Origin of the sequence: Streptomyces sp. MS19 (genome assembly GCF_047200595.1) — a bacterium.
In the GTDB taxonomy this organism is placed as follows: Bacteria; Actinomycetota; Actinomycetes; order Streptomycetales; family Streptomycetaceae; genus Streptomyces.
The window spans coordinates 1-22730 of sequence record NZ_JBJZOH010000047.1; the positions used below are offsets into that span (position 1 = coordinate 1).

The 22730-nt window shown below is 73.1% G+C and carries 11 protein-coding genes and 1 tRNA gene; 10 read left to right on the forward strand and 2 right to left on the reverse strand.

Annotated elements, in window-relative coordinates; all coding sequences use genetic code 11:
• The first annotated feature begins 3 nt into the window (after positions 1-3).
• Positions 4-76 (forward strand) — tRNA-Thr (locus tag ACL02R_RS27035).
• A gap of 131 nt (positions 77-207) precedes the next feature.
• Here the strand turns inward: ACL02R_RS27035 and ACL02R_RS27040 are convergent.
• The gene (locus tag ACL02R_RS27040; protein ID WP_412799582.1) at positions 208-2814 is read right to left on the reverse strand and encodes a SpoIIE family protein phosphatase; all 2607 of its coding nucleotides are present in this window, start codon (positions 2812-2814) and stop codon (positions 208-210) included.
• Positions 2815-3149: 335 nt separating this feature from the next.
• Here ACL02R_RS27040 and ACL02R_RS27045 point away from each other — a divergent pair, with 335 nt between their 5' ends.
• The 8 genes from ACL02R_RS27045 (at position 3150) to ACL02R_RS27080 (ending at position 17001) form a co-directional block, all read left to right on the forward strand.
• Complete coding sequence (locus ACL02R_RS27045; protein ID WP_412799596.1) at positions 3150-8546, forward strand: HAMP domain-containing protein; 5397 nt, start codon at positions 3150-3152, stop codon at positions 8544-8546.
• A 386-nt stretch (positions 8547-8932) separates the two neighbouring features.
• Entirely contained in the window at positions 8933-9604 is a 672-nt protein-coding gene (locus ACL02R_RS27050) for a two-component system response regulator (RefSeq protein ID WP_362968374.1), read from the forward strand.
• 59 nt (positions 9605-9663) lie between these two features.
• Positions 9664-12438: a DNA translocase FtsK gene (locus ACL02R_RS27055; RefSeq protein WP_412799583.1), complete on the forward strand. Its 2775-nt coding sequence runs from the start codon at positions 9664-9666 to the stop codon at positions 12436-12438.
• A 385-nt stretch (positions 12439-12823) separates the two neighbouring features.
• A complete protein-coding gene (locus tag ACL02R_RS27060; protein ID WP_412799584.1) occupies positions 12824-13660 on the forward strand; it encodes a helix-turn-helix domain-containing protein in 837 nt (278 codons plus the stop codon).
• A 51-nt stretch (positions 13661-13711) separates the two neighbouring features.
• Complete coding sequence (rimO, locus tag ACL02R_RS27065; RefSeq protein WP_412799585.1) at positions 13712-15262, forward strand: 30S ribosomal protein S12 methylthiotransferase RimO; 1551 nt, start codon at positions 13712-13714, stop codon at positions 15260-15262.
• Positions 15259-15912, forward strand: coding sequence for a CDP-diacylglycerol--glycerol-3-phosphate 3-phosphatidyltransferase (gene pgsA, locus ACL02R_RS27070; protein WP_362968378.1), 654 nt, complete (start codon positions 15259-15261; stop codon positions 15910-15912). The genes rimO and pgsA overlap by 4 nt, the downstream gene beginning before the upstream one ends.
• Positions 15902-16492 carry a CinA family protein gene (locus tag ACL02R_RS27075; protein ID WP_412799586.1) on the forward strand — a complete coding sequence of 197 codons (591 nt, stop codon included), beginning with the start codon at positions 15902-15904 and terminating at the stop codon, positions 16490-16492. Before pgsA ends, ACL02R_RS27075 begins: the two co-directional genes overlap by 11 nt.
• 95 nt (positions 16493-16587) lie before the next feature.
• Positions 16588-17001, forward strand: a complete 414-nt coding sequence (locus ACL02R_RS27080) for a helix-turn-helix domain-containing protein (protein WP_362968380.1) — start codon at positions 16588-16590, stop codon at positions 16999-17001.
• 73 nt (positions 17002-17074) lie between these two features.
• Here the strand turns inward: ACL02R_RS27080 and ACL02R_RS27085 are convergent, their stop codons facing one another.
• On the reverse strand, positions 17075-21763 hold the full coding sequence (locus ACL02R_RS27085; RefSeq protein WP_412799587.1) for an ATP-dependent helicase: 4689 nt from the start codon (positions 21761-21763) through the stop codon (positions 17075-17077).
• A 115-nt stretch (positions 21764-21878) separates the two neighbouring features.
• Between ACL02R_RS27085 and ACL02R_RS27090 the strand changes: the two genes are divergently transcribed.
• Entirely contained in the window at positions 21879-22715 is an 837-nt protein-coding gene (locus ACL02R_RS27090) for an AraC family ligand binding domain-containing protein (protein ID WP_412799588.1), read from the forward strand.
• The last annotated feature ends 15 nt before the right edge of the window (positions 22716-22730 follow it).

The window sequence follows — 22730 nt, forward strand, 5'->3', positions numbered from 1 at the left end:
ATCGCCCCAATAGCTCAGTCGGCAGAGCGTCTCCATGGTAAGGAGAAGGTCAACGGTTCGATTCCGTTTTGGGGCTCTCGGCACAACAAGTAATTCCAGGCTCTCACTTCGGTGAGGGCCTTTCTTTTTGTCTGCCGAACACAATGCCCCATGCTTCCGCCGAAGTTGACGGAGTCATGGGGCATCAGGCTTCCGGGCGACGGGGGATCAGACGTCCGGCATCCGGAGCGTCAGGATCGCCATGTCATCGGACGGTGGGTCGCTCGCGAAACGTTCCACGGCGCGCAGCACCCGTGCCGCCACCGCGCCGGCGGTCATGCCGGTACAGGACGACAGGACATCGGCGAGGCCGTCGTCGCCCAACATGCGGGTACCCTCGCGCCGTTCGGTGACGCCGTCCGTCACGCACAGCAGGACGTCCCCCGGGTCGAGGCGCGCGGTCTCCTCGAACAGCTCCAGATCCTCGATCACGCCCAGCAGCGGCTGCGCGCCGGCGGCCGGCTCCACCGTGCCGTCCGGCGTCAGCCGCAGCGGCAGCGGATGCCCCGCGCACACCATCTTGAGCAGTGCCCCGCCGTCCTCCTGGGGCCACAGCTCGCCGTACAGCAGCGTCAGGAAGCGCGCGCGGTCGCCCTCTTCGAGGATCGCCGCGTTCAGCCGCTCCAGCACCGCCGGGCCGCCGAGGCCCTCGCGGGCGAGAAGACGCAGCGCGTGCCGGGCGAGACCCGTCACGGCCGCCGCCTCGGGACCAGTGCCGCACACGTCGCCGATCGCGAAGCCGTACGCGCCCTCGCGGATGGGGAAGACATCGTAGAAGTCGCCGCCCACCTCGTTGCCCTCGCCCGCGGCGCGGTAGATCACCTCGACCTCGACTCCCGAGATCACCGGCACCTTCGGCGGCAGGAGGCTCCGCTGGAGCGACTGGCTGATCGCCGTCCGCTCGCTGTACAAGCGGGCGTTGTCCAGGGCGAGCGCGGCCCGGCGGGACAGGTCCTCGGCCAGCTCCATGATGTCCTGGCGGAACCGCTCCTCCGTCGGCTTGCCGAGCGCCAGCAGGCCGATCACGCGGTTGCGCGCCACCAGCGGCAGCACCACCGTCTCGCCGCCCACCGCCGAGGCCGTGGACAGACTGGCGCCCGGTGACGGGGCGGCCGAGGGCGGCTGGCCGAGCGCCAGGCTCCGCAGCGAGCTGCGGAGCGCCGTGTTGTGCGCCGCGTCCGCCGGCGCGTGCCAGCGCCGCACGCCCAGGCTGATGTCCGGGTCCGGCGGCTCGACCCGCTTCAGCAGAGCCTTGATGCCGTCGATCCGGTCCTCGTCCTCGTGCAGCAGATAGGAGAGCACGGGGTCGCCGAGGTCGGAGATCGTGTAGACGGCGCACCAGGTGGCCAGCGTCGGGACGGTCATCTGGGCCATCAACGCGAGGGTCTGGTTGCGGTCGAGTGTCCCGGCGAGCAGCTCGGACGCCTCCACGAGGAAGGCCAGCGAGCCCCGCCGCAGCCGTTCCAGCTCCGTCAGGCGCGCAGACTCGACGGCCAGCGCGATGCGGTCGGCCGCGAACTGGAGGCGCAGCGCCTCCTCGTTGCTGTAGCGCCCCGGCGTCTCCGAGGCGACGCCGAGTGAACCCGTCAGCCGCCCCTCGACCTTCAGGGGGACGATCACGACGGCGTGCATCCCGGTGCCCGACAGGAGCGGTACGGCGCCCGGCGCGGTCGCCAGGTCCTCGTGCACGGCCGGCATGCGGGCCGAGCCATACCTGCCGTTGCCCGTCTCGACGGGGACGCGGGCGAAGCGCTGCCGCGCGGAAGGAAGGCCGGTCGTGGCGCGGACCTCCAGCTCCGTCTCGTCGTCCGTCGCCAGCAGGAGGAACGCTGCGTCGCCGTCGAGCATGTCGCGGGCGCGCTCCACCGTGCGCTGGAGGAGACCGTCGAGGTCGTCCGGCGGGGGGCCGCCCACCAGGCCGTCCAGCGGATCGCCGGTGCGGTCGAGCGCCTCGCCGCCGGAGTGCAGCGGCAGGCGCACGGGACTCTGGAGGACGGCGCGCTCGTCGTCGCGGACGATCAGGCAGACCGTGGACGGTTCGCCGTGGGTGTCGCGGACGCGCAGGTGGCACGCGTACACCGGGACGGTGCGGCCCTGGGCGTCGCGCAGGCCGTACGTGCCCTCCCAGCGGGAGAGGGACAGCGCCTCGGCGATACCGGTGCCGGTGCCGGGGGTCTGCGGCCAGGCGGCGAGGTCTCCGAGGGGCTTTCCGACGACCTGGTCGGGGTGGTAGCCGAAGAGCAGGCGGGCGTCGTCGTTCCAGGCCGTGACGGTGTCCGAGCGGTCCACCTGGACGACGGCGACGCGGACGCGCTCGTCGGTGACGGGGAGCGTCTCGTCGGGGACGACCGGGCCGGCCGAGCGGGTGCCCACCGGGGTGGCCGCCTGGTCGAGGCGGAACCAGACGCGCTTCTCGCTGGACGTGTAGTCCACGCCCCAGTGCGAGGCGAGCGCGGCGCACAGGAGGAGGCCGCGGCCGCCCTCGCTGTTGAGGTCGAGGCGGTTGCGGCCGACCTCGGCGAGGGGCAGTTCGCGCTCCGGGTGGCGGTCCACCACCTCGATGCGGACGCCGTCCTTGTCGCGCAGGCAGCGGACGTCGGCCGCCGTACCGGCGTGGACGACGGCGTTCGTGACGAGTTCGCTCGTGAGGACGACCGCGTCCTCGGTGAGATCGGTCAGGCCCCAGCCCTGGAGGGTGTCCCGCACGAACCCGCGCGCGGTCGCGACCGAGCGGCCCACCGGCTCGAAGGTGGCCGCAGCTCGCGCGGTGATCACGTACTCCCCCAGAGGTCGCTCGTTGTGCCGGATGCCAGGTTACTGACGTCGCCGTGCGAGGCGAACGGCGCATCCGCTGAATTCCCCCGGACCGGCGGACAGTGGTAAGCGATGCTGCCGAACTGTTATCGCCCGGTCGGTCGGGAGTGAAACACTGGGAGTGCCCGGTGTGCGAGCTCCGGGCGCAAGGTCGATCCTGCGGGAGGGACACAGTGGTGTCTGAGGGAGCGGATGTGCGCGCCGGGACGCGTGCGCGAACGAGAAGGCCGAGGGTCGGCGGCACCGTCGAAGTGGACGCCGCCGCCCTCGACCGGCTGCTCTCCGCCCTGGAGGCCATGCGGGACGGCAACATGCGCAAGCGCCTCACGGTCGTCGGCGAGGGGCCGATGGCGGAGATCGCCGCCGTCTACAACCAGGTCGCCGACCGCGGCCTGCACCTGACCGGCCAGCTCGCCGGCGTACGGCGGCTCGTCGGCCGGGAGGGGAAGCTCACCGAGCGGATGGAGACCGGCGTCTGCGAGGGCGCCTGGGGCAAGGCCGTCGACGACGCCAACGACCTCGTGGACGACCTGGTGCGCCCGGTCGCCGAGGTGGGGCGCGTGCTGACGGCGGTCGCGGACGGTGACCTGGAGCAGCGGATGGAGCTGCGGGTCGAGGCGCGGGACGGGACGGGCCGGCCGCTCAAGGGCGAGTTCCTGCGCGTGGGCCGTACGGTCAACGGGCTCGTGGACCATCTTTCGCAGTTCACCGACGAGGTGACGCGCGTCGCTCGTGAGGTCGGCACGGAGGGCAAGCTCGGCGGCCAGGCGAAGGTCCGCGGCATGTCCGGTTCGTGGAAGGGCCTGACGGACTCGGTCAACACCATGGCGGCCCGCCTGACGGCGCAGGTCAGGGACATCTCGACCGTCACGAAGGCGGTGAACGAGGGCGACCTGTCGCGGAAGGTGACCGTGCATGTCGCGGGCGAGATGCTGGAGCTGAAGGACACCGTCAACACGATGGTGGACCAGCTCTCGTCCTTCCAGTCCGAGGTGACGCGGGTGGCCCGCGAGGTGGGCACCGAGGGCGTGCTCGGCGGGCAGGCGCAGGTCAAGAACGTCGCGGGTGTGTGGAAGGACCTCACCGACTCCGTCAACACGATGGCGGGCAATCTCACCAAACAGGTGCGGGAGATCGCCCAGGTGACGACCGCCGTCGCGAACGGCGACCTGTCGCAGAAGATCACGGTCAGCGCGCGCGGCGAGGTCGCGCAGCTCGCGGACACGATCAACGACATGACGCTGACGCTCCAGTCGTTCGCCGACGAGGTGACCAGGACCGCCACCGAGATCGGTACGGAGGGCGCGCTCGGCGGGCAGGCGCGCGTCCAGGGCGTGGCCGGGGTGTGGAAGGAACTGACGGACTCCGTCAACACGGCGTTCCGGAACCTGACCGCGCAGGTCCGCGACATCGCGCAGGTGACGACGGCGGTCGCCAACGGTGACCTCTCGCAGAAGGTCACCGTCAACGTCTCCGGCGAGATGCTGGAGCTGAAGAGCACGGTCAACCGGATGGTCGACCAGCTGTCCTCGTTCCAGTCCGAGGTCACGCGCGTGGCCCGGGAGATCGGCGACGAGGGCGCGCTGGGCGGGCAGGCGTCCGTGCTGGGCGTCGCGGGCGCGTGGAAGGACCTCACCGACTCGGTGAACACCGCGTTCCGCAACCTCACCGGCCAGGTGCGGAACATCGCGCAGGTGACGACGGCGGTGGCGAACGGTGACCTTTCGCAGAAGGTGACGGTGGACGTCTCCGGCGAGATGCTGGAGCTGAAGAGCACGGTCAACCGGATGGTCGACCAGCTGTCCTCGTTCGCCGAGCAGGTGACGCGGGTCGCGACCGAGGTGGGCATCGAGGGGCGCCTCGGCGGCCAGGCCCAGGTGGAGGGCGTAAGCGGCACCTGGAAGGCGCTGACGGACTCGGTGAACCGGATGGCGTCGAACCTCACCGACCAGGTGCGGAACATCGCGCAGGTCACGACCGCCGTCGCGAACGGCGACCTCACCCAGAAGATCGCCGTGGACGCGCGCGGCGAGATCCTGGAGCTCAAGAGCACCGTCAACACGATGGTGGACCAGCTGTCGTCGTTCGCGGAGCAGGTGACGCGGGTCGCGCGCGAGGTGGGTACGGAGGGCCGCCTCGGCGGGCAGGCGCAGGTGTCCGGCGTCGCCGGTACGTGGCGCGACCTCACCGACTCCGTCAACGGGATGGCGGGCAACCTGACGGGGCAGGTCCGGAACATCTCGCAGGTCGCCATGGCGGTCGCGCGCGGTGACCTCACGCAGCGGATCACCGTGGACGCCAAGGGCGAGATCCTCGAACTGAAGGACACCCTGAACACGATGGTGGACCAGCTGTCGTCGTTCGCGGAGCAGGTCACGCGCGTGGCCCGCGAGGTGGGCACGGACGGGCGGCTCGGCGGGCAGGCGCAGGTCGAGGGCGTGGCCGGCACGTGGAAGGACCTCACGCAGTCGGTCAACAGCATGGCCAACAACCTGACGCTCCAGGTGCGGAACATCGCCGAGGTCACCACCGCGGTCGCCAGGGGCGACCTGACGAAGAAGATCACGGTGGACGCGCGCGGCGAGATCCTCGTACTGGTGACGACCGTGAACACGATGGTCGACCAGCTGTCGTCGTTCGCCGAGCAGGTCACGAGAGTGGCCCGTGAGGTCGGTACGGAGGGCCAGCTCGGCGGCCAGGCGCAGGTGCGCGGCGTCTCCGGGACGTGGAAGGCGCTCACCGACAACGTCAACCTGATGGCGCGCAACCTCACGACCCAGGTGCGCAACATCTCGGAGGTCGCCACGGCGGTGGCCAACGGCGACCTGTCCAAGCAGGTCACCGTCGAGGCCAGCGGCGAGGTCGCGCAGCTCGCCGACACCGTCAACCGGATGGTGACGACGCTGTCGTCGTTCGCCGCCGAGGTGACGCGGGTGGCGCGCGAGGTGGGCACGGAGGGGCGGCTCGGCGGCCAGGCGAAGGTCCCGGGCGTCTCGGGCACGTGGCGGGACCTCACGGAGTCCGTGAACCGCATGGCGTCCAACCTGACCGGGCAGGTCCGCAACATCCGCATGGTCACCACGGCCATCGCGCAGGGCGACCTGACCAAGAAGATGGACATCGACGCGCGGGGCGAGATCTTCGAGCTGAAGCAGACCCTCAACACGATGGTGGACCAGCTGTCGCTCTTCGCCGACCAGGTGACGAAGGTCGCCCGCGAGGTGGGCACCGACGGGCAGCTGGGCGGCCAGGCGCGGGTGCCCGGGGTCGCCGGCACCTGGAAGGACCTCACCGACTCGATGAACGAGATGGCGGCGAACCTGACGCGTCAGGTCCGCGGCATCGCGCGGGTCGCCGAGTTCGTGGACCGCGGCGACCACAACGTGCGCATCGACACCGACGCGGCGGGCGAGATCCTGGTCGTCCAGGAGAGCGTCAACAAGATGATCATCAACCTCCGGGAGACGACGCTCGCCAACAAGGAGACCGACTGGCTCAAGAGCAACCTGGCGCGGATCTCCGGCCTGTTGCAGGGCAGGCGGGAGCTCAAGGAGGTCGCCAGCATGGTGATGAGCGAGCTGGTTCCCGCCGTCACCGCGCAGCACGGGGCGTTCTTCCTCGCGGCGCAGACGGACGGCGACGTGGTCGGCGTCAGCGGCGGGTCCGACTACGAGCTGCGGATGTACGGGTCGTACGGCTTCGCGCCGGGGCACCAGGCGATCTCGTTCCGGCCGCGTGAGTCGCTGGTGGGGACGGCGGCCGACGAGAAGCGGATGATCCTCTTCGGGCCGACGCCGGAGGGGTACCTGAAGATCTCGTCGGGCCTCGGGGAGGCGCCGCCGGTGTTCGGCGTCGTGCTGCCGGTGCTGTTCGAGGACCAGGTACTCGGCGTGCTGGAGCTGGCGTCGTTCAAGCCGTTCACGCAGATCGAGCAGGACTTCCTGAAGCAGATGGCGGAGATGATCGCCACCACCGTCAACACGATCAGCGTGAACACCCGTACCGAGCTGCTGCTCGCCGGTTCGCAGGAGCTGGCCAGCCAGCTCAAGAGGCAGACGGCCGAGCTGGAGCAGCAGCAGGTGGCGCTGGAGTCGTCCAACTCGGAGCTGCGTGAGAAGGCGGACCTGCTGGCGCAGACCAACCGCCGGATCGAGGTGAAGAACTCCGAGATCGAGGAGGCGCGGCGCGGGCTCCAGGAGCGTGCCGAGCAACTCGCCGTCTCGATGCGGTACAAGTCCGAGTTCCTCGCGAACATGTCGCACGAGCTGCGGACGCCGCTCAACTCGCTGCTGATCCTCGCCAAGCTGCTCGCCGACAACGCGGAGGGCAACCTGTCGCCGAAGCAGGTCGAGTTCGCCGAGACGATCCACGGCGCGGGCTCCGACCTGCTCCAGCTGATCAACGACATCCTCGACCTGTCGAAGGTCGAGGCGGGGAAGATGGACGTCAGCCCGACGCGCATCGCGCTGGTGCAGCTGGTGGACTACATCGAGGCGTCGTTCCGCCCGCTGACCGCGGAGAAGAGCCTGGAGTTCTCGGTCCGCGTCTCGCCCGAACTGCCCGCGACGCTGCACACCGACGAGCAGCGGCTGTTGCAGGTGTTGCGCAACCTGCTGTCGAACGCGGTCAAGTTCACGGACACCGGGTCCGTCGAGCTGGTGATCAGGCCGGTGTCGGCCGAGGTGCCCGCGGAGATCAGGGACCAGCTGGTCGAGAACGGCGCGGGGCTCGCGCCGGACGCGCCGCTGGTCGCGTTCGCCGTGTCCGACACGGGCATCGGGATCGCGGCGAGCAAGATGCGGGTGATCTTCGAGGCGTTCAAGCAGGCGGACGGCACGACCAGCCGCAAGTACGGCGGCACCGGGCTCGGGCTGTCGATCAGCCGGGAGATCGCGCGGCTGCTCGGCGGGGAGATCCACGCGGCGAGCGAGCCGGGCCGCGGCTCGACGTTCACGCTCTACCTGCCGCTCCAGCCGACCGAGCTGCCGCCGCCCGGGTACGGGCAGATGGCGGCGGGCGGGGCGGTGCCGATCGAGGCGCGGCGTCCCGACCTCGCGCTGGAGGCGGGTCCGTCCGCGGCGGGGCGGGGCGAGCAGCACGGCCTGAACGGGAGCGGCCGTACGCCCGAGGAGGCGCCCGACCGCGACCGGGAGAACAGCCGCCGCGCGTCCATCGCGGCCGAGCGCGCCGCGGAGTCGCTCACCCGCCGCCACCGCGAGCGGTTCTCCGAGCCGGGCCCCGGCGAGGAACCGGGCGCACGGGCCGGGGAGTCGTCCGTCGACGACGAGGAACTGCGCAAGCTGTACCGGGAGTTCCGCGGCCGCAAGGTACTGATCGTGGACGACGACGTGCGGAACGTCTTCGCGCTCACCAGCGTCCTCGAACAGCACGGTCTGCGGGTGCTCTACGCGGAGAACGGGCGCGAGGGCATCGAGGTGCTGGAGTCCAACGAGGACGTCGTCCTGGTGCTGATGGACATCATGATGCCGGAGATGGACGGCTACGCGACGACGTCCGCGATCCGGCGCATGCCCCAGTTCTCGGGGCTGCCGATCATCGCGCTGACGGCGAAGGCGATGAAGGGCGACCGTGAGAAGACGATCGAGTCCGGCGCGTCCGACTACGTGACCAAACCGGTCGACACACCACACCTGTTGACGGTGATGGGGCACTGGATGCGCAGCCGGGCGTGACGTGCGGCGGGGTGCGTGGAGGCGGAACCACGGGCGCCGTCCGGGCGTTGTTCAGGTCGGACGGCGTGGTTCGCCGGGCTCGGGTGCCCGTGGTATCGTGACGCAGCGCAATGTGCTGATCACCGGGCGCCTTGCGTTCCTCTCCGTTCGGGCGAGTGGGCAGGGTGGTTCGCCGGTGGTGTCGAGGTCCGGGCCGTAGTGACATCGGTCTCCCGCGAGGGCGCGGGAACCCCCGGGGACGGCGTACACCGGCGCATGGCCGAGCAGGCTCGCTGGCATCGGTGCCGGGGAGGATGCCACCATGTCCGGCACAGGAGCGGGCGGCGGGACAGCGCCGTCCACAACGGCGGCGCGTGACCGCGCCGCAGGGGCGAGGAGGACGGGCCATGGTGCAGAAGGCCAAGATCCTCCTGGTCGATGACCGGCCCGAGAATCTGCTGGCGCTGGAGGCGATCCTCTCGGCGCTCGATCAGACACTGGTCCGTGCATCGTCAGGGGAGGAAGCGCTCAAGGCGCTGCTCACGGAGGACTTCGCGGTCATCCTGCTGGACGTCCAGATGCCGGGCATGGACGGCTTCGAGACGGCGGCGCACATCAAACGGCGCGAGCGCACGCGCGACATCCCCATCATCTTCCTGACCGCCATCAACCACGGTCCCCACCACACGTTCCGGGGCTACGCCGCGGGCGCGGTGGACTACATCTCCAAGCCGTTCGACCCGTGGGTCCTGCGCGCCAAGGTGTCGGTGTTCGTCGATCTGCACATGAAGAACGTGCAGTTGCGCGAGCAGGCCGCCCTGCTGCGCCGCGAACTGGAGGGCGGGCACGCCCAGCCGGACGCCGAACGCGGCGCGGGCGGCCTGCTGCCCGAGCTGTCGGCCCGCCTCGCGGCGGTGGAGGAGCAGGCCGAGGTCCTCTCCAAGGAACTGTCCGAGTCGGGTGGCAGCGCCGCCGTCTCCACGGCGGCCCACCTGGAGCGCAAGCTCGCCGGACTGCGCAGGGCACTTGACGCCCTGCAACCCGGCGCGGGACAGCAGAAGTCCGTCGATTCGCGCTGACGTCCCCTCAGGGGGTGTGCTCCGTGTTTCGGACGTGAGTCCCCGGTAACCTCACCCCCATGGCCTCACGTACGCCCGGCAAGGGTCCCCAGAACGGGCGCGGCGGTGCGGGGGCGGCAGGCAGGGCCGCCCCCGTGAAGAAGGCTCCCGCGAAGAAGGCGGCGGCACGCAAGCCGCCGGCCAAGAAGGCGGCACCCCGCAAGCCCCCGCCGCCGCCCCCGAAGCGCCCGTTCCTCGTACGCGTCGTCCGCGGCCTGTGGCTGGGGATCGCGCACCCGGTGGGCGCGCTGCTGCGCGGCGCGAAGGGGCTCGACCCGGCGCACCGCAAGGACGGCCTGGCGCTGCTGCTGCTGGCGCTCGCCCTCGTCGTCGCGGCCGGTACCTGGTCCAACCTCAGCGGGCCGGTCGGCGAACTGGTCACCATCATCGTGACGGGCGCGCTCGGCCGCCTCGACGTCGTCCTGCCGGTCGTCCTCGCCTTCCTCGCGGTCCGGCTGATCCGGCATCCGGAGCAGCAGGAGGCGAACGGACGGATCGTCATCGGGCTGACGGCGCTCCTCGTCGGCGTACTCGGGCTCGTGCACATCTTCACCGGCGCCCCGGGGCGCAGCGAGGGCGCGCAGGCCCTGCGGGACACCGGCGGCCACCTCGGCTGGGCGGCGTCGCGGCCGCTGATCCTGGCGGTCGGGGAGCCGCTGGCGATGGCGCTGCTCGTGCTGGTGACCGTCTTCGGGCTGCTCGTCGTCACGGCGACCCCGGTCAACGCGATCCCGCGTCGCCTGCGGGAGTGCGCGGTGCGCCTCGGGCTGCTGGAGGAGCACGCGCCGGACGGGCCGGGGCCCGGGTTCGGCGTGGGCATCGAGGCGGCGCCGGGCGAGCAGGACCCGTACGGGGACCGGGACGAGCCGGACGCGTACGGCGACGAGGAGCCCTACCGCGACCGTCCCGCGCCCCGCCGCGGCGGGCGGCCCCGGCGCGCGCCCGGCGTGGACGGCGGCGAGACCGCCGTGGCCAGGCCGCGGCGCGGGGAGCGTGGCACCGTGGACCCGGTGGACGTGGCGGCCGCGGCGGCGGCGTCGCTGGACGGCGCGCTGCTGCACGGCGTGCAGCCGTCGCCGCTCGTCGCCGAGATCAGCAGCCGCGTCTCCACCGGGCGCGGCGGGCGGAGGGGCCGCGACGCGGACACCGGCGACGTTCCGGACGGCTCGGAAGACGCCGACGGCGCCGACAGCACGGGCCGCGCCGGCAGGCCCGCCGCGGCGTCGTCCCCGTCAGGCGCGGTGCCCGACCTGACCAAGAGCCCTCCCGAGCCGGTGGCCTCGCTCCCCCCGCGCGCCGAGCAGCTCCAGCTCGCCGGGGACGTCACGTACGCCCTCCCGTCCCTCGACCTGCTGACCCGCGGCGGCCCCGGGCGCACGCGCAGCGCGGCGAACGACGCGGTGGTGGACTCGCTGACCACGGTCTTCACGCAGTTCAAGGTGGACGCCCGGGTCACCGGCTTCACGCGCGGCCCGACCGTCACGCGCTACGAGGTCGAGCTGGGCCCGGCCGTGAAGGTCGAGAAGATCACGGCGCTGACGAAGAACATCGCCTACGCCGTCGCCAGCCCCGACGTGCGCATCATCAGCCCGATCCCCGGCAAGTCGGCGGTCGGCATCGAGATCCCGAACAGCGACCGCGAGATGGTCAACCTGGGGGACGTGCTGCGCTCCGCGGACGCCGCCGGCGAGACCGATCCGCTGCTCGTCGGCCTCGGCAAGGACGTCGAGGGCGGCTACGTGACGGCCGACCTGGCGAGGATGCCGCACCTGCTGGTCGCGGGCGCCACCGGCTCCGGCAAGTCGTCCTGCATCAACTGCCTCATCACGTCGGTCATGGTGCGGTCCTCGCCGGACGACGTGAAGCTGGTCCTCGTCGATCCCAAGCGCGTCGAGCTGACCGCGTACGAGGGCATCCCGCACCTGATCACCCCGATCATCACCAACCCGAAGCGGGCCGCCGAGGCGCTCCAGTGGGTCGTGCGCGAGATGGACCTCAGGTACGACGACCTGGCGGCGTACGGCTTCCGGCACATCGACGACTTCAACGCCGCCGTGCGCGCGGGCAAGGTCAGCCCGCCGGACGGCAGCGGGCGTGAGCTGGCGCCGTACCCGTACCTGCTGGTGATCGTGGACGAGCTGGCGGACCTGATGATGGTCGCGCCGCGTGACGTGGAGGACGCCATCGTCCGCATCACCCAGCTGGCCCGCGCCGCCGGCATCCACCTGGTGCTGGCCACGCAGCGGCCGAGCGTGGACGTCGTGACCGGCCTGATCAAGGCGAACGTGCCCTCCCGCCTCGCCTTCGCCACCTCGTCGCTGGCGGACAGCCGCGTGATCCTCGACCAGGCGGGCGCCGAGAAGCTGATCGGCAAGGGCGACGGGCTGTTCCTGCCGATGGGCGCGAACAAGCCGGTCCGCATGCAGGGCGCCTATGTCACGGAGGCGGAGGTCGCGGCCGTCGTCGGGCACTGCAAGGAGCAGACGGCGCCGGTCTTCCGCGACGACGTGACGGTCTCGTCCGGCGCGAAGAAGGAGATCGACGAGGAGATCGGCGACGACCTCGACCTGCTGTGCCAGGCGGCGGAGCTGGTGGTGTCCACCCAGTTCGGCTCGACGTCGATGCTCCAGCGCAAGCTGCGGGTCGGGTTCGCCAAGGCGGGGCGGCTGATGGACCTCATGGAGTCGCGCGGCGTGGTGGGCCCGAGTGAGGGGTCGAAGGCCAGGGACGTCCTCGTGAAACCGGACGAGCTGGATGGCGTGCTCGCGCTGATCCGGGGGCAGACGGAGGGCTAGGGTCTGTCCGGCGGATCTTGCCTGTCTCACGACGCCGGCTACGGCACCTCGCTGCGTTGCCGAATCGCGCGAATACGGCCAGGTATGAGCTGCGATCCGGCGCCTTGCGATGCACCGCATCCGACGCCGTGAGCCGCGACAAGATCCGCCGGACAGACCCTAGGGCCGGACAGACCCTGGGCCGTTCCCCCGTTCGGCCGGTCCCGGCCGTACCGCGGTCGCGGTGCGGCGGCGTGCGCCGTACGGGCGGGGTGGCGGCCGGGGAGCGGTGCGGTACGGCCATCCGGTTGGCGGACAAATGCAGTCGGCCCGGTTGCCCGATCCTTCCGCTCCGCCCCTAGACTTATATGCACAGCACGCGGCCTCCCGCTCGAAAGGCGCCCCCGTGTCCCAAGGCAACTCCGCAGCCGAGGACCGGCGTTCCGTCGGCCGGCTCCTTCAGCAGGCGCGTATCGAAGCCCGGCTGACCGTGGATGACGTCAGTGCGTCCACACGGGTCCGTATTCCGATCGTGCAGGCGATCGAAGAGGACGATTTCAGTCGCTGCGGCGGGGACGTCTACGCCCGGGGCCACATCCGCAGTCTCGCCCGCGCGGTCGGTCTCGACCCCGCGGAGCTGGTCGAGCTGTACGACGAGCAGCGGGACCCCGAGCCCGTGCTGCTCTCGTCCGGACCTCTGTTCGACGCGGAGCGCATCCGGCCCGAGCCGCGGCGGCCCAACTGGACGGCCGCCATGGTCGCGGCGATCGTCGCGGTCGTCGGTTTCGTGGGCTTCACCTTCTTCAGCGGCGGCGGCGAGACCAGCCCCGGCGCCACGGCCGAGAACTCCCCGGTGCCAGGCCGCCCCGGCGGCGTCGCCGGCGGCGAGCCCGAGGCAGGCGACCCGTCCGCCGCGCCGCCCACCCGGCCGCAGGAGGACGAGCCCGAGCCGTCCGAGAGCGCCGTGGCGGCGGCACCCGCCGACAAGGTGACCGTCAGGCTCACCATGGACGGCGGCAACAGCTGGATCTCCGTCAAGGACAGCACGGGCCGCGTCGTCTTCGAGGACGTCCTGCGGGACGGCGACTCCCAGACCTTCACCGACGACGACCGGCTCGACCTCGTGCTCGGCAACGCCGGGGCCGTCCAGCTCCACGTCAACGGCAAAGAGATCGACAGTGATTTCGAGTCCGGCCAGGTGCAGCGCCTGACCTACACGCCGGGCGACCCCGAGGAGGGGTGACCGTCGCCGGGCGGGGGAGGCGCGCGGCCGGGGACGAAGTAGGCTGAGCGCATGTCCGAACGCCGCACCGTCGCCCTGGTCACTCTTGGTTGCGCCCGTAATGAGGTGGATTCAGAAGAGCTGGCGGGGCGTCTCGCCGCGGACGGCTGGGACCTCGTGGACGACGCGGCGGACGCCGAGGTCGCCGTGGTCAACACGTGCGGCTTCGTCGAGGCCGCCAAGAAGGACTCCGTCGACGCGCTCCTGGAGGCCGGGGAGCTGAAGTCGGGCGCGGCGGGCGGCGGACGCACGCGCGCCGTCGTCGCCGTCGGCTGCATGGCGGAGCGCTACGGCAAGGAGCTGGCGGAGGCGCTGCCAGAGGCGGACGCCGTCCTGGGCTTCGACGACTACGCGGACATCTCCGAGCGGCTGCGCACCATCCTCGCGGGCGGCGTCCACACCTCGCACGTCCCGCGCGACCGCCGCAAGCTCCTGCCGATCAGCCCCGCCGACCGGCAGGGCACCGACGTCGCGCTGCCGGGCCACGGCGCCGCGCCCGTCCCGGCCGACGCCATAACCGACCTGCCCGCCGGGATCGCCCCGGCGTCGGGGCCGCGCGCGCCGCTGCGCCGCAGGCTGGACGACAGCCCCGTCGCGTCCGTGAAACTGGCCTCCGGCTGTGACCGGCGGTGCAGCTTCTGCGCGATCCCGTCGTTCCGCGGCTCGTTCATCTCGCGCCGCCCCTCCGACGTGCTCGGCGAGGCCCGCTGGCTGGCGGAGCAGGGCGTCCGCGAGATCATGCTCGTCTCCGAGAACAACACGTCCTACGGCAAGGACCTCGGCGATCTGCGGCTGTTGGAGACGCTGCTGACCGAACTCGCCGCGGTCGACGGCCTGGAGCGCATCCGCGTCAGCTACCTCCAGCCCGCCGAGATGCGCCCGGGGCTGATCGACGTGCTCACCGGCACCGAGAAGGTCGCGCCCTACTTCGACCTCTCCTTCCAGCACTCGGCACCGTCCGTGCTGCGCGCGATGCGCCGCTTCGGCGACACCGACCGGTTCCTCGACCTGCTGGCGGCCATCAGGGGCAAGGCGCCGCTGGCCGGGGTCAGGTCCAACTTCATCGTGGGCTTCCCGGGCGAGACCGAGGCCGACGTCGCCGAGCTGGAACGCTTCCTGACCGCCGCGCGCCTCGACGCGATCGGCGTCTTCGGGTACTCCGACGAGGAGGGCACCGAGGCCGCCGGGTACGAGGGCAAGCACGCGCCCGAGGTGGTCGCCGAGCGGCTGGCGCGCGTCACGCAGCTCGCGGACGGGCTGATCGCCCAGCGTGCCGAGGAGCGGATCGGCGAGCCCGCGCGGGTCCTCGTGGAGTCCCTGGACGGGGACGACGTCGAGGGCGAGGAGCCGTGGACCGGCGCGGACGGGCTGGCCGGCGAGGTCGTCGCCGTCGGCCGCGGGGCGCACCAGGCGCCGGAGACGGACGGCCACATCATGCTCGTCGGACCGGCGGACGCGGCCAAACCCGTCGTCGGGCACTTCGTGGCCACCGAGATCGTCGCCACGCGGGGCGTGGATCTGGTCGCCATGCTGCGGCCCGGCCCCGACGGGGCCGCCAGATGACGGGAATCCCGGCCTCCGCCGCCGGACGCGGCCGGGCGGCGGACGCGCGGACGGCCGCCGCGGCTCCGGGGCTGTGGAACATCGCCAACGTCCTGACCATGGTCAGGCTGCTGCTCGTCCCCGTCTTCGTGCTGCTGATGTTCGCCGACGGCGGGCACGACCCGGCCTGGCGCTCGCTGGCCTGGGCGGCGTTCACCGTCGCCATGATCACGGACCTCTTCGACGGCGAGCTGGCCAGGCGCCGCAACCTCGTCACCGACTTCGGCAAGATCGCCGACCCCATCGCCGACAAGGCGATCATGGGCGCCGCCCTCATCTGCCTGTCGCTGCTGTCCGCCGTCCCGTGGTGGGTGACGGCGGTCATCCTCGTGCGGGAACTGGGCATCACCGCGATGCGTTTCTGGGTCATCAGGTGGGGCGTGATGGCGGCGGGCCGCGGCGGCAAGCTGAAGACCCTCACGCAGGGTATCGCCGTCGGCATGTACATCCTGTCACTCACCGGGCCGCTGGCGTCACTGCGCTGGTGGGTGATGGCGGCGGCCGTGGTGTTGACGGTCGCGACCGGTCTCGACTACGTGCGGCAGGCGCTCGTGCTGCGCCGCGCGGGGCTCGCGAAGGAGCGGGCGGAGGCCGGTGGCCATGCGCGGTAACGCGGCCGGTGACACGGAGAGTCGCGGCTCGCTCACGGCCCGGCAGGTGCTCCAGCTGCTCGCGGAACGCGGGCAGACCGTCGCCGTAGCCGAATCCCTGACCGGCGGGCTGGTCGCCGCGACCCTCACGGACGTGCCGGGCGCCTCGCGGGCGTTCCGCGGCTCCGTGACGGCGTACGCGACCGAGGTCAAGCGGACCGTGCTCGGTGTGGACGGCGGCCTGCTCGCCGAGCGCGGGGCGGTCGACGCGGAGGTCGCCAGGCAGCTCGCGGCGGGCGTGCGCGCCCTGCTGCGCGCCGACTGGGGACTGGCCACGACGGGCGTCGCCGGGCCCGGCGAGCAGGACGGAAAACCGGCCGGAACGGTGTACGTCGCGGTTTCGGGCCCGGCAACCGGGAAAGTCGTGGCTCAGCGACTCAGCCTGCACGGCGACCGCGCCGCCATCAGGACCGGCAGCGTACGAGCGGTCCTCACCCTGCTGCGCAACGAGCTGGTCCTCCCGGTCGGCCGGGCGGACCGTGGTGCGGAGGAGGGGCAGGATACGGAACAGGACGGAGGAGATGGATGTTTGCAGCCCTGAGTGAACAAGACATCGCTCCCCGCGCGGGGGGAGTCCGAGGCGGTACGGTGGGGCATGAAGCAAGCGAGGCCAACGGTCCGAGGAGGGAGCCACCGATGATCCTGCTCCGTCGCCTGCTGGGTGACGTGCTGCGTCGGCAGCGCCAACGTCAGGGCCGCACGCTGCGCGAAGTGTCCTCTTCGGCCCGGGTCTCCCTCGGCTACCTCTCCGAGGTGGAACGGGGGCAGAAGGAAGCGTCATCGGAGCTGCTCGCCGCCATCTGCGACGCGCTCGACATGCGGATGTCGGAGCTGCTGCGCGAGGTGAGCGACGAACTGGCTCTCGCCGAACTGGCCCAGTCGGCCGCGAGTGACGCGGTGCCGTCGCTCGGCGCCGCCGGCCGGGGGCTCGGGGAGCGTCCGATGCTCAATCCGGTCCGCGTGCCGCGTGTGTCCTCCGTCACCCACCGCGCCGACGACCACGTCACGATCAAGGCCCCGGCCGAGGCCGTGGACGTCGTCGCCGCCTGACCCCCGCCCGTTCCGACCCCCCCGCCCGCGCCGCCGAGAGGCGCGCGCCCCCGCGGCCCGGCCCCCCGGCGCGTCAGCCCCGGAGGCGGAGCCCGCGTGGCGTGGCGTGGAATCCCGCGGCCTCCAGCAGCCGGACCCAGAACGGGTCGCCGAGGACCGGAGAGCCATTGACCCGCTCCACCGTGAGCGTGCCCAGAGCGCCCGCTGAGGCTGCCCGGACGAGTTCCCCGGCCGCCGTGCGCCAGATCTCCTCGTGCGCCCCCTGGCCGTCGCCCTGCGCCCACGCGAGCAGCGTCCTGCCGCCGCGCTCCACGTAGAGCACCAGCTCCCCCGCGACCAGCACGACCAGCGCGCCCGCCTTGCGTCCTGGCTTGTGCCCCGCGCCCTGCGGCGCCTCGGGCCACGGCAGCGCCGCCCCGTACGCGTTCGCCGGATCGGCGGCGGCCAGCAGGACGGCCTGCGCCGCGGTGTCCGGGCGTGCGCGCTCCGTGGCCGTGCCGACGGCGCGCAGCCGGTCCACGGCCCCGTCCATCGCGAACTGGGCCGCTCCGAGCCCCTCCACGACGTAGCCGCGCCTCGCCTGGCCGCTGTCCTCGAAGGCGGTGAGGACCCGGTAGGCCGCCGAGAAGCCGCCCTGCACGCCCTCCGCCGCCACCGTGCCCCGGGTGACCACCCCGTGCCGGTCGAGGAGCGTACGGGCCAGGGCGTGCGCGCGCAGGGTCGTCTCCGGCTCGCGCTCGGGCAGCAGGGACCAGCGTCCGCCGACCGTGGGCGGGCCCGTACGCCCCGCCGTGGGGCGCCGGGCGCCGCCGGTGCCGACGGCGAACGAGCCGTACCGCCCGCGCGGGGTGGCGCGGCGTGCCCGGTGCGCCGTGGCGCCCGCCGTGCGGCCCGAGCCGAGGAGGGCGCGCAGGGGGCCGAGGGTGTCGTTCGTCAGCCGCCCCGACCAGGCGAGGTCCCAGACGGCGTCGGCGAGCGCCGTGTCGGACACGGGCTCGCCGGGGGAGCCGACGCGTTCGGCGATCTGGCGGAAGAACAGCCCGTAGCCGCCGGAGAGCGCGTCGAGGACCGCCGTGTGCAGGGGCGTCAGCTCCAGCGGGTGCGGCTGCGGGAGCAACAGGGGGGCGCTGTCGGCCGGATGGAGGGCGATCCAGCCGTCCTTGCCCGGCAGCGCGCCCGCGCCCGCCCACACGACCTCGCCCGAGGCGGTCAGTTCGTCCAGCATGGCCGGGGCGTAGCCGGAGACGCGTGCGGGCAGCACGAGCCGTTCGAGCGCGGACGCGGGCACCGGGGCGCCCTGCAACTGCTCGACGGCGCGCAGGAGTCCGTCGATGCCGCGCAGTCCGCCGCGGCCGCCGGGGGCCGTGACGTTCTGCCACTGGGGCAGGAACGCGGCCAGGGCGGCGGGCGGTACCGGCTCCACCTCCTGCCGCAGCGCGGCCAGCGAACGCCGCTTCAGCCTGCGCAGGACGGCCGGGTCGCACCACTCGTGGCCGGTGCCGTCCGGGCGGAACTCGCCCTGCACCAGGCGGCCGTCCGCGCCCAGCCGCCGCAGCGCGCCGTCCACGACCGCCGTCCCCAGGCCGAACCGCTCGGCGGCCGACGCCGAGGTGAAGGGCCCGTGCGTGCGGGCGTACCGGGCGAGGAGGTCGCCGAGCGGGTCCTGCACCGGTTCGGTGAACGCCTCGGGCACCCCGACGGGGAGCGCGGTCCCCAGGGCGTCGCGCAGCCGTCCCGCGTCCTCGATGGCCGCCCAGTGCTCGGCGCCGGCGATCCGCACGCGGATCGCGCGCCGCGCGGCGGCCAGTTCGCCGGCCCAGACGGTGTCGGCGCCGCGCTCGGCCAGTTCGTCGTCGGTCAGCGGGCCGAGGACGCGCAGGAGGTCGGCGACGCCCTCGGCGTCCCGGACGCGCCGCTCGTCCGTCAGCCAGGCCAGCTCGCGCTCCAGCTCGGCGAGGACCTGCGGGTCGAGCAGTTCGCGCAGTTCGGCCTGGCCGAGCAGTTCGGCCAGCAGCCGGGAGTCGAGGGACAGGGCGGCGGCGCGCCGTTCGGCCAGCGGCGAGTCGCCCTCGTACAGGTACTGCGCGACGTAGCCGAAGAGCAGGGAGCGGGCGAACGGTGACGGCTCCTGGGTCGTCACCTCCACCACCCGGACCCGGCGGGCCTCGACGTCGCCCATCAGCTGGACGAGGCCGGGGACGTCGAAGACGTCCTGGAGGCATTCGCGGACGGCCTCCAGCACGATGGGGAACGAGCCGAACTCGCCGGCGACCGACAGCAGCTGGGCCGCGCGCTGGCGCTGCTGCCACAGCGGGCTGCGCTTGCCGGGGCTGCGGCGCGGCAGCAGCAGGGCGCGCGCCGCGCACTCGCGGAAACGGGCGGCGAACAGGGCCGAGCCGCCGACCTGTTCGGTGACGATCTGCTCGACGTCGCCCCGGTCGAAGAGCACGTCGGCGGTGCCCACCGGCGCCTGGGCGTCGTCGTACGCGGCGTCGCGCGGTCCGGGGACGGCGTCGGGGGTGTCCGCGTCGAGGGCGAGCACGTCCATGTCGGGGAGCCGCAGGACGATCCCGTCGTCCGCGTGGGCCACCTGGGCGTCGAAGCCGAAGCGCTCGGTGATCCTGGCGCCGAGGGCGAGGGCCCAGGGGGCGTGCACCTGCGCGCCGAACGGGGAGTGGATCACGACGCGCCAGTCGCCCAGTTCGTCGCGGAAGCGCTCGACGACGACGGTACGGTCGTCGGGCAGGTGCCCGCACGCCCGGCGCTGCTCGTCGAGGTAGGCGAGGACGTTGTCCACCGCCCAGGTGTCCAGGCCTGCCATGCCGAGCCGTTCGCGCGCGGCCTCCGCGGGGAGGGCGCCGACCTCGCGGACGAACGCGCCGAGGGCACGGCCGAGTTCCAGCGGGCGCCCGAGCTGGTCGCCCTTCCAGAAGGGCAGCCGTCCCGGCACGCCGGGGGCGGGCGAGACGAGCACGCGGTCGCGCGTGATGTCCTCGATGCGCCAGGACGTCGTGCCCAGCGTGAAGACGTCGCCGACCCGGGACTCGTAGACCATCTCCTCGTCCAGCTCGCCCACCCGGCCGCCACCGCGGCGCGGGTCCGCGCCCGCGAGGAACACCCCGAACAGGCCGCGGTCCGGGATGGTGCCGCCCGAGGTGACGGCCAGCCGCTGCGCGCCCGGCCTGCCGGTGACGGTGTGCGCCACGCGGTCCCACACGAGGCGGGGCCGCAGTTCGGCGAAGGCGTCGGACGGGTAGCGCCCGGCGAGCATGTCGAGAACGGCGTGGAAGGCCGACTCAGGGAGCGCGGCGAAGGGGGCGGCGCCGCGCACGACGGTCAGCAGCTCGTCCACGTCCCAGCTGTCCATCGCCGTCATCGCGACGATCTGCTGGGCCAGCACGTCCAGCGGATTGGCGGGGACGCGCAGCCGTTCGATCTCCCCGTCGCGCATCCGCTCGGTGACCACCGCCGACTGCACGAGGTCGCCCCGGTACTTGGGGAAGACCACGCCGGACGAGACGGCGCCGACCTGGTGTCCCGCGCGGCCCACCCGCTGGAGCCCGGAGGCCACCGACGGCGGGGACTCGACCTGCACGACGAGGTCGACGGCGCCCATGTCGATGCCCAGCTCCAGGCTGGACGTGGCGACGACGGCGGGCAGGCGGCCCGCCTTCAGGTCCTCCTCGATGAGGGCGCGCTGCTCCTTGGACACGGACCCGTGGTGCGCCCGCGCCAGGACGGGCGGCGCGCCCCTGGCCGCGCCGGACCCGCCCATCAGCTCGGCGGGGGAGTGCTCCTCGGGCAGGGGTTCGCCGGTGGCGCGCTGGACGGCGATCTCGTTCATCCGGTTGCACAGCCGTTCGGCGAGGCGGCGTGAGTTGGCGAAGACGATGGTCGAGCGATGGGCCTGCACGAGGTCCACGACGCGTTCCTCGACCGAGGGCCAGATCGACGGCTGCTCGCCCGAGCCCGGCGCGTCCGGCACCGGCGAGCCGCCCAGCTCGCCCATGTCGGGGACGGGCACGACGACGGACAGGTCGAAGACCTTGCCCGAGGGCGGCTGGACGATCCTGGCCTTGCGGCGCGGCGACAGGAACCTGGCCACCTCGTCCACGGGGCGCACGGTGGCGGACAGCCCGATGCGCCGGGCGGGGCGGGGCAGCAGGAGGTCGAGCCGTTCCAGCGACAGCGCGAGGTGGGCGCCCCGCTTGGTGCCCGCGACGGCGTGCACCTCGTCGAGCACCACCGTCTCCACGCCCGCGAGGGCCTCCCTGGCGGCCGAGGTCAGCATGAGGAACAGGGACTCGGGCGTGGTGATCAGGATGTCCGGCGGCCTCCTGACGAGGGCGCGGCGGTCGGTCGCCGGGGTGTCGCCCGTCCTGGTGCCGACGCGGATGTCCGGCTCGGGCAGCCCGAGCCGGACGGCCTCCTGGCGGATGCCGGTCAGCGGGCTGCGGAGGTTCCGCTCCACGTCGACGGCCAGCGCCTTGAGGGGCGAGATGTACAGGACGCGGCAGCGCTTGTACGGCTCGGCGGGCGGCGGGACGGTGGCGAGCCGGTCGAGCGAGGCCAGGAAGGCGGCCAGTGTCTTGCCCGACCCGGTGGGCGCGACGACGAGGGCGTCGGACTCCTCGGCGATGGCCCGCCAGGCGCCCTCCTGGGCGGCCGTGGGCGCGCGGAAGGCACGCGTGAACCAGGCCCTGGTCGGGGCGGAGAAGCCCGACAGCGCCGATTCCGGGTCCGGGGTCGCCGTGGTGTGCATGTGCCCATCGTGCACCCACCCACTGACATCACCGGCGGCGTCACGGCCGCACCGCCGGTCGCGCGGGAGACCGCGCCCGGACCGTGGCCCGCGCGATGATCGCACAATGGGAGCCATGACCTCCGCCGAACAGGCCCGCCACTGGCGCTTCGCGGGACTGCCCGACGTCGACCTGCTGCGGGCGGCCTACGTGCGGCACAACTTCTCCCGGCACACGCACGAGACGTTCGTCATCGCCGCCATCACCTCCGGGGCCGAGGCGTTCCACTGCGACGGCAGCCTGGAGCGCGCCGGGGCCGGCGCGCTCGCCCTCGTCAACCCGGACACGCCGCACACCGGGCACGCGGCGGTGCCGGAGGGGTGGCGGTACAGCGTCCTCTACCCGGCGGCCGACCTGGTCGCCGGGATCGGCGCCGACCTGTGGGGCGTGCACGGCAGGACGGGGTTCACGACGGCCGTGCTGGACGACCCGGGGGCGGTGCGGCTGGTCGCGGGGGTGCTCCGGGCGGCGGACGAGGGGAACGCGCTGGCGGCCGACAGCCTGACCCGCGCGGTCGTGGCCCGGCTGCTGCTGCGGGCGGGCGGCGCGCTGCCCCGGCGTACGGTGCCGGGGCCCGGCGCGCGGGTGGCCGAGCGCGCCCGCGACCTGCTGGAGGCCCGGCTCACCGACCCGCCCTCGCTGGCCGGGCTCGCGGACAGCCTCGGCGCCCGCCCGTTCGGGCTGCTCCGCGCCTTCCGCGAGCGGTACGGCCTGCCGCCGCACGCCTGGCTCACCGACGCGCGGGTCAGGCGGGCCAGGGCGCTGCTCGACACCGGTGTCCGGCCCGCCGACGCGGCGGCGCGCGTCGGGTTCACCGACCAGTCGCACCTGCACCGGCACTTCGTCCGCGCGGTCGGGGTCGCGCCGGGCGCGTACCAGCGGGAACGGCGCGGCGCGGACCGGACGGCCTGAGGCGGCGGCGTACCG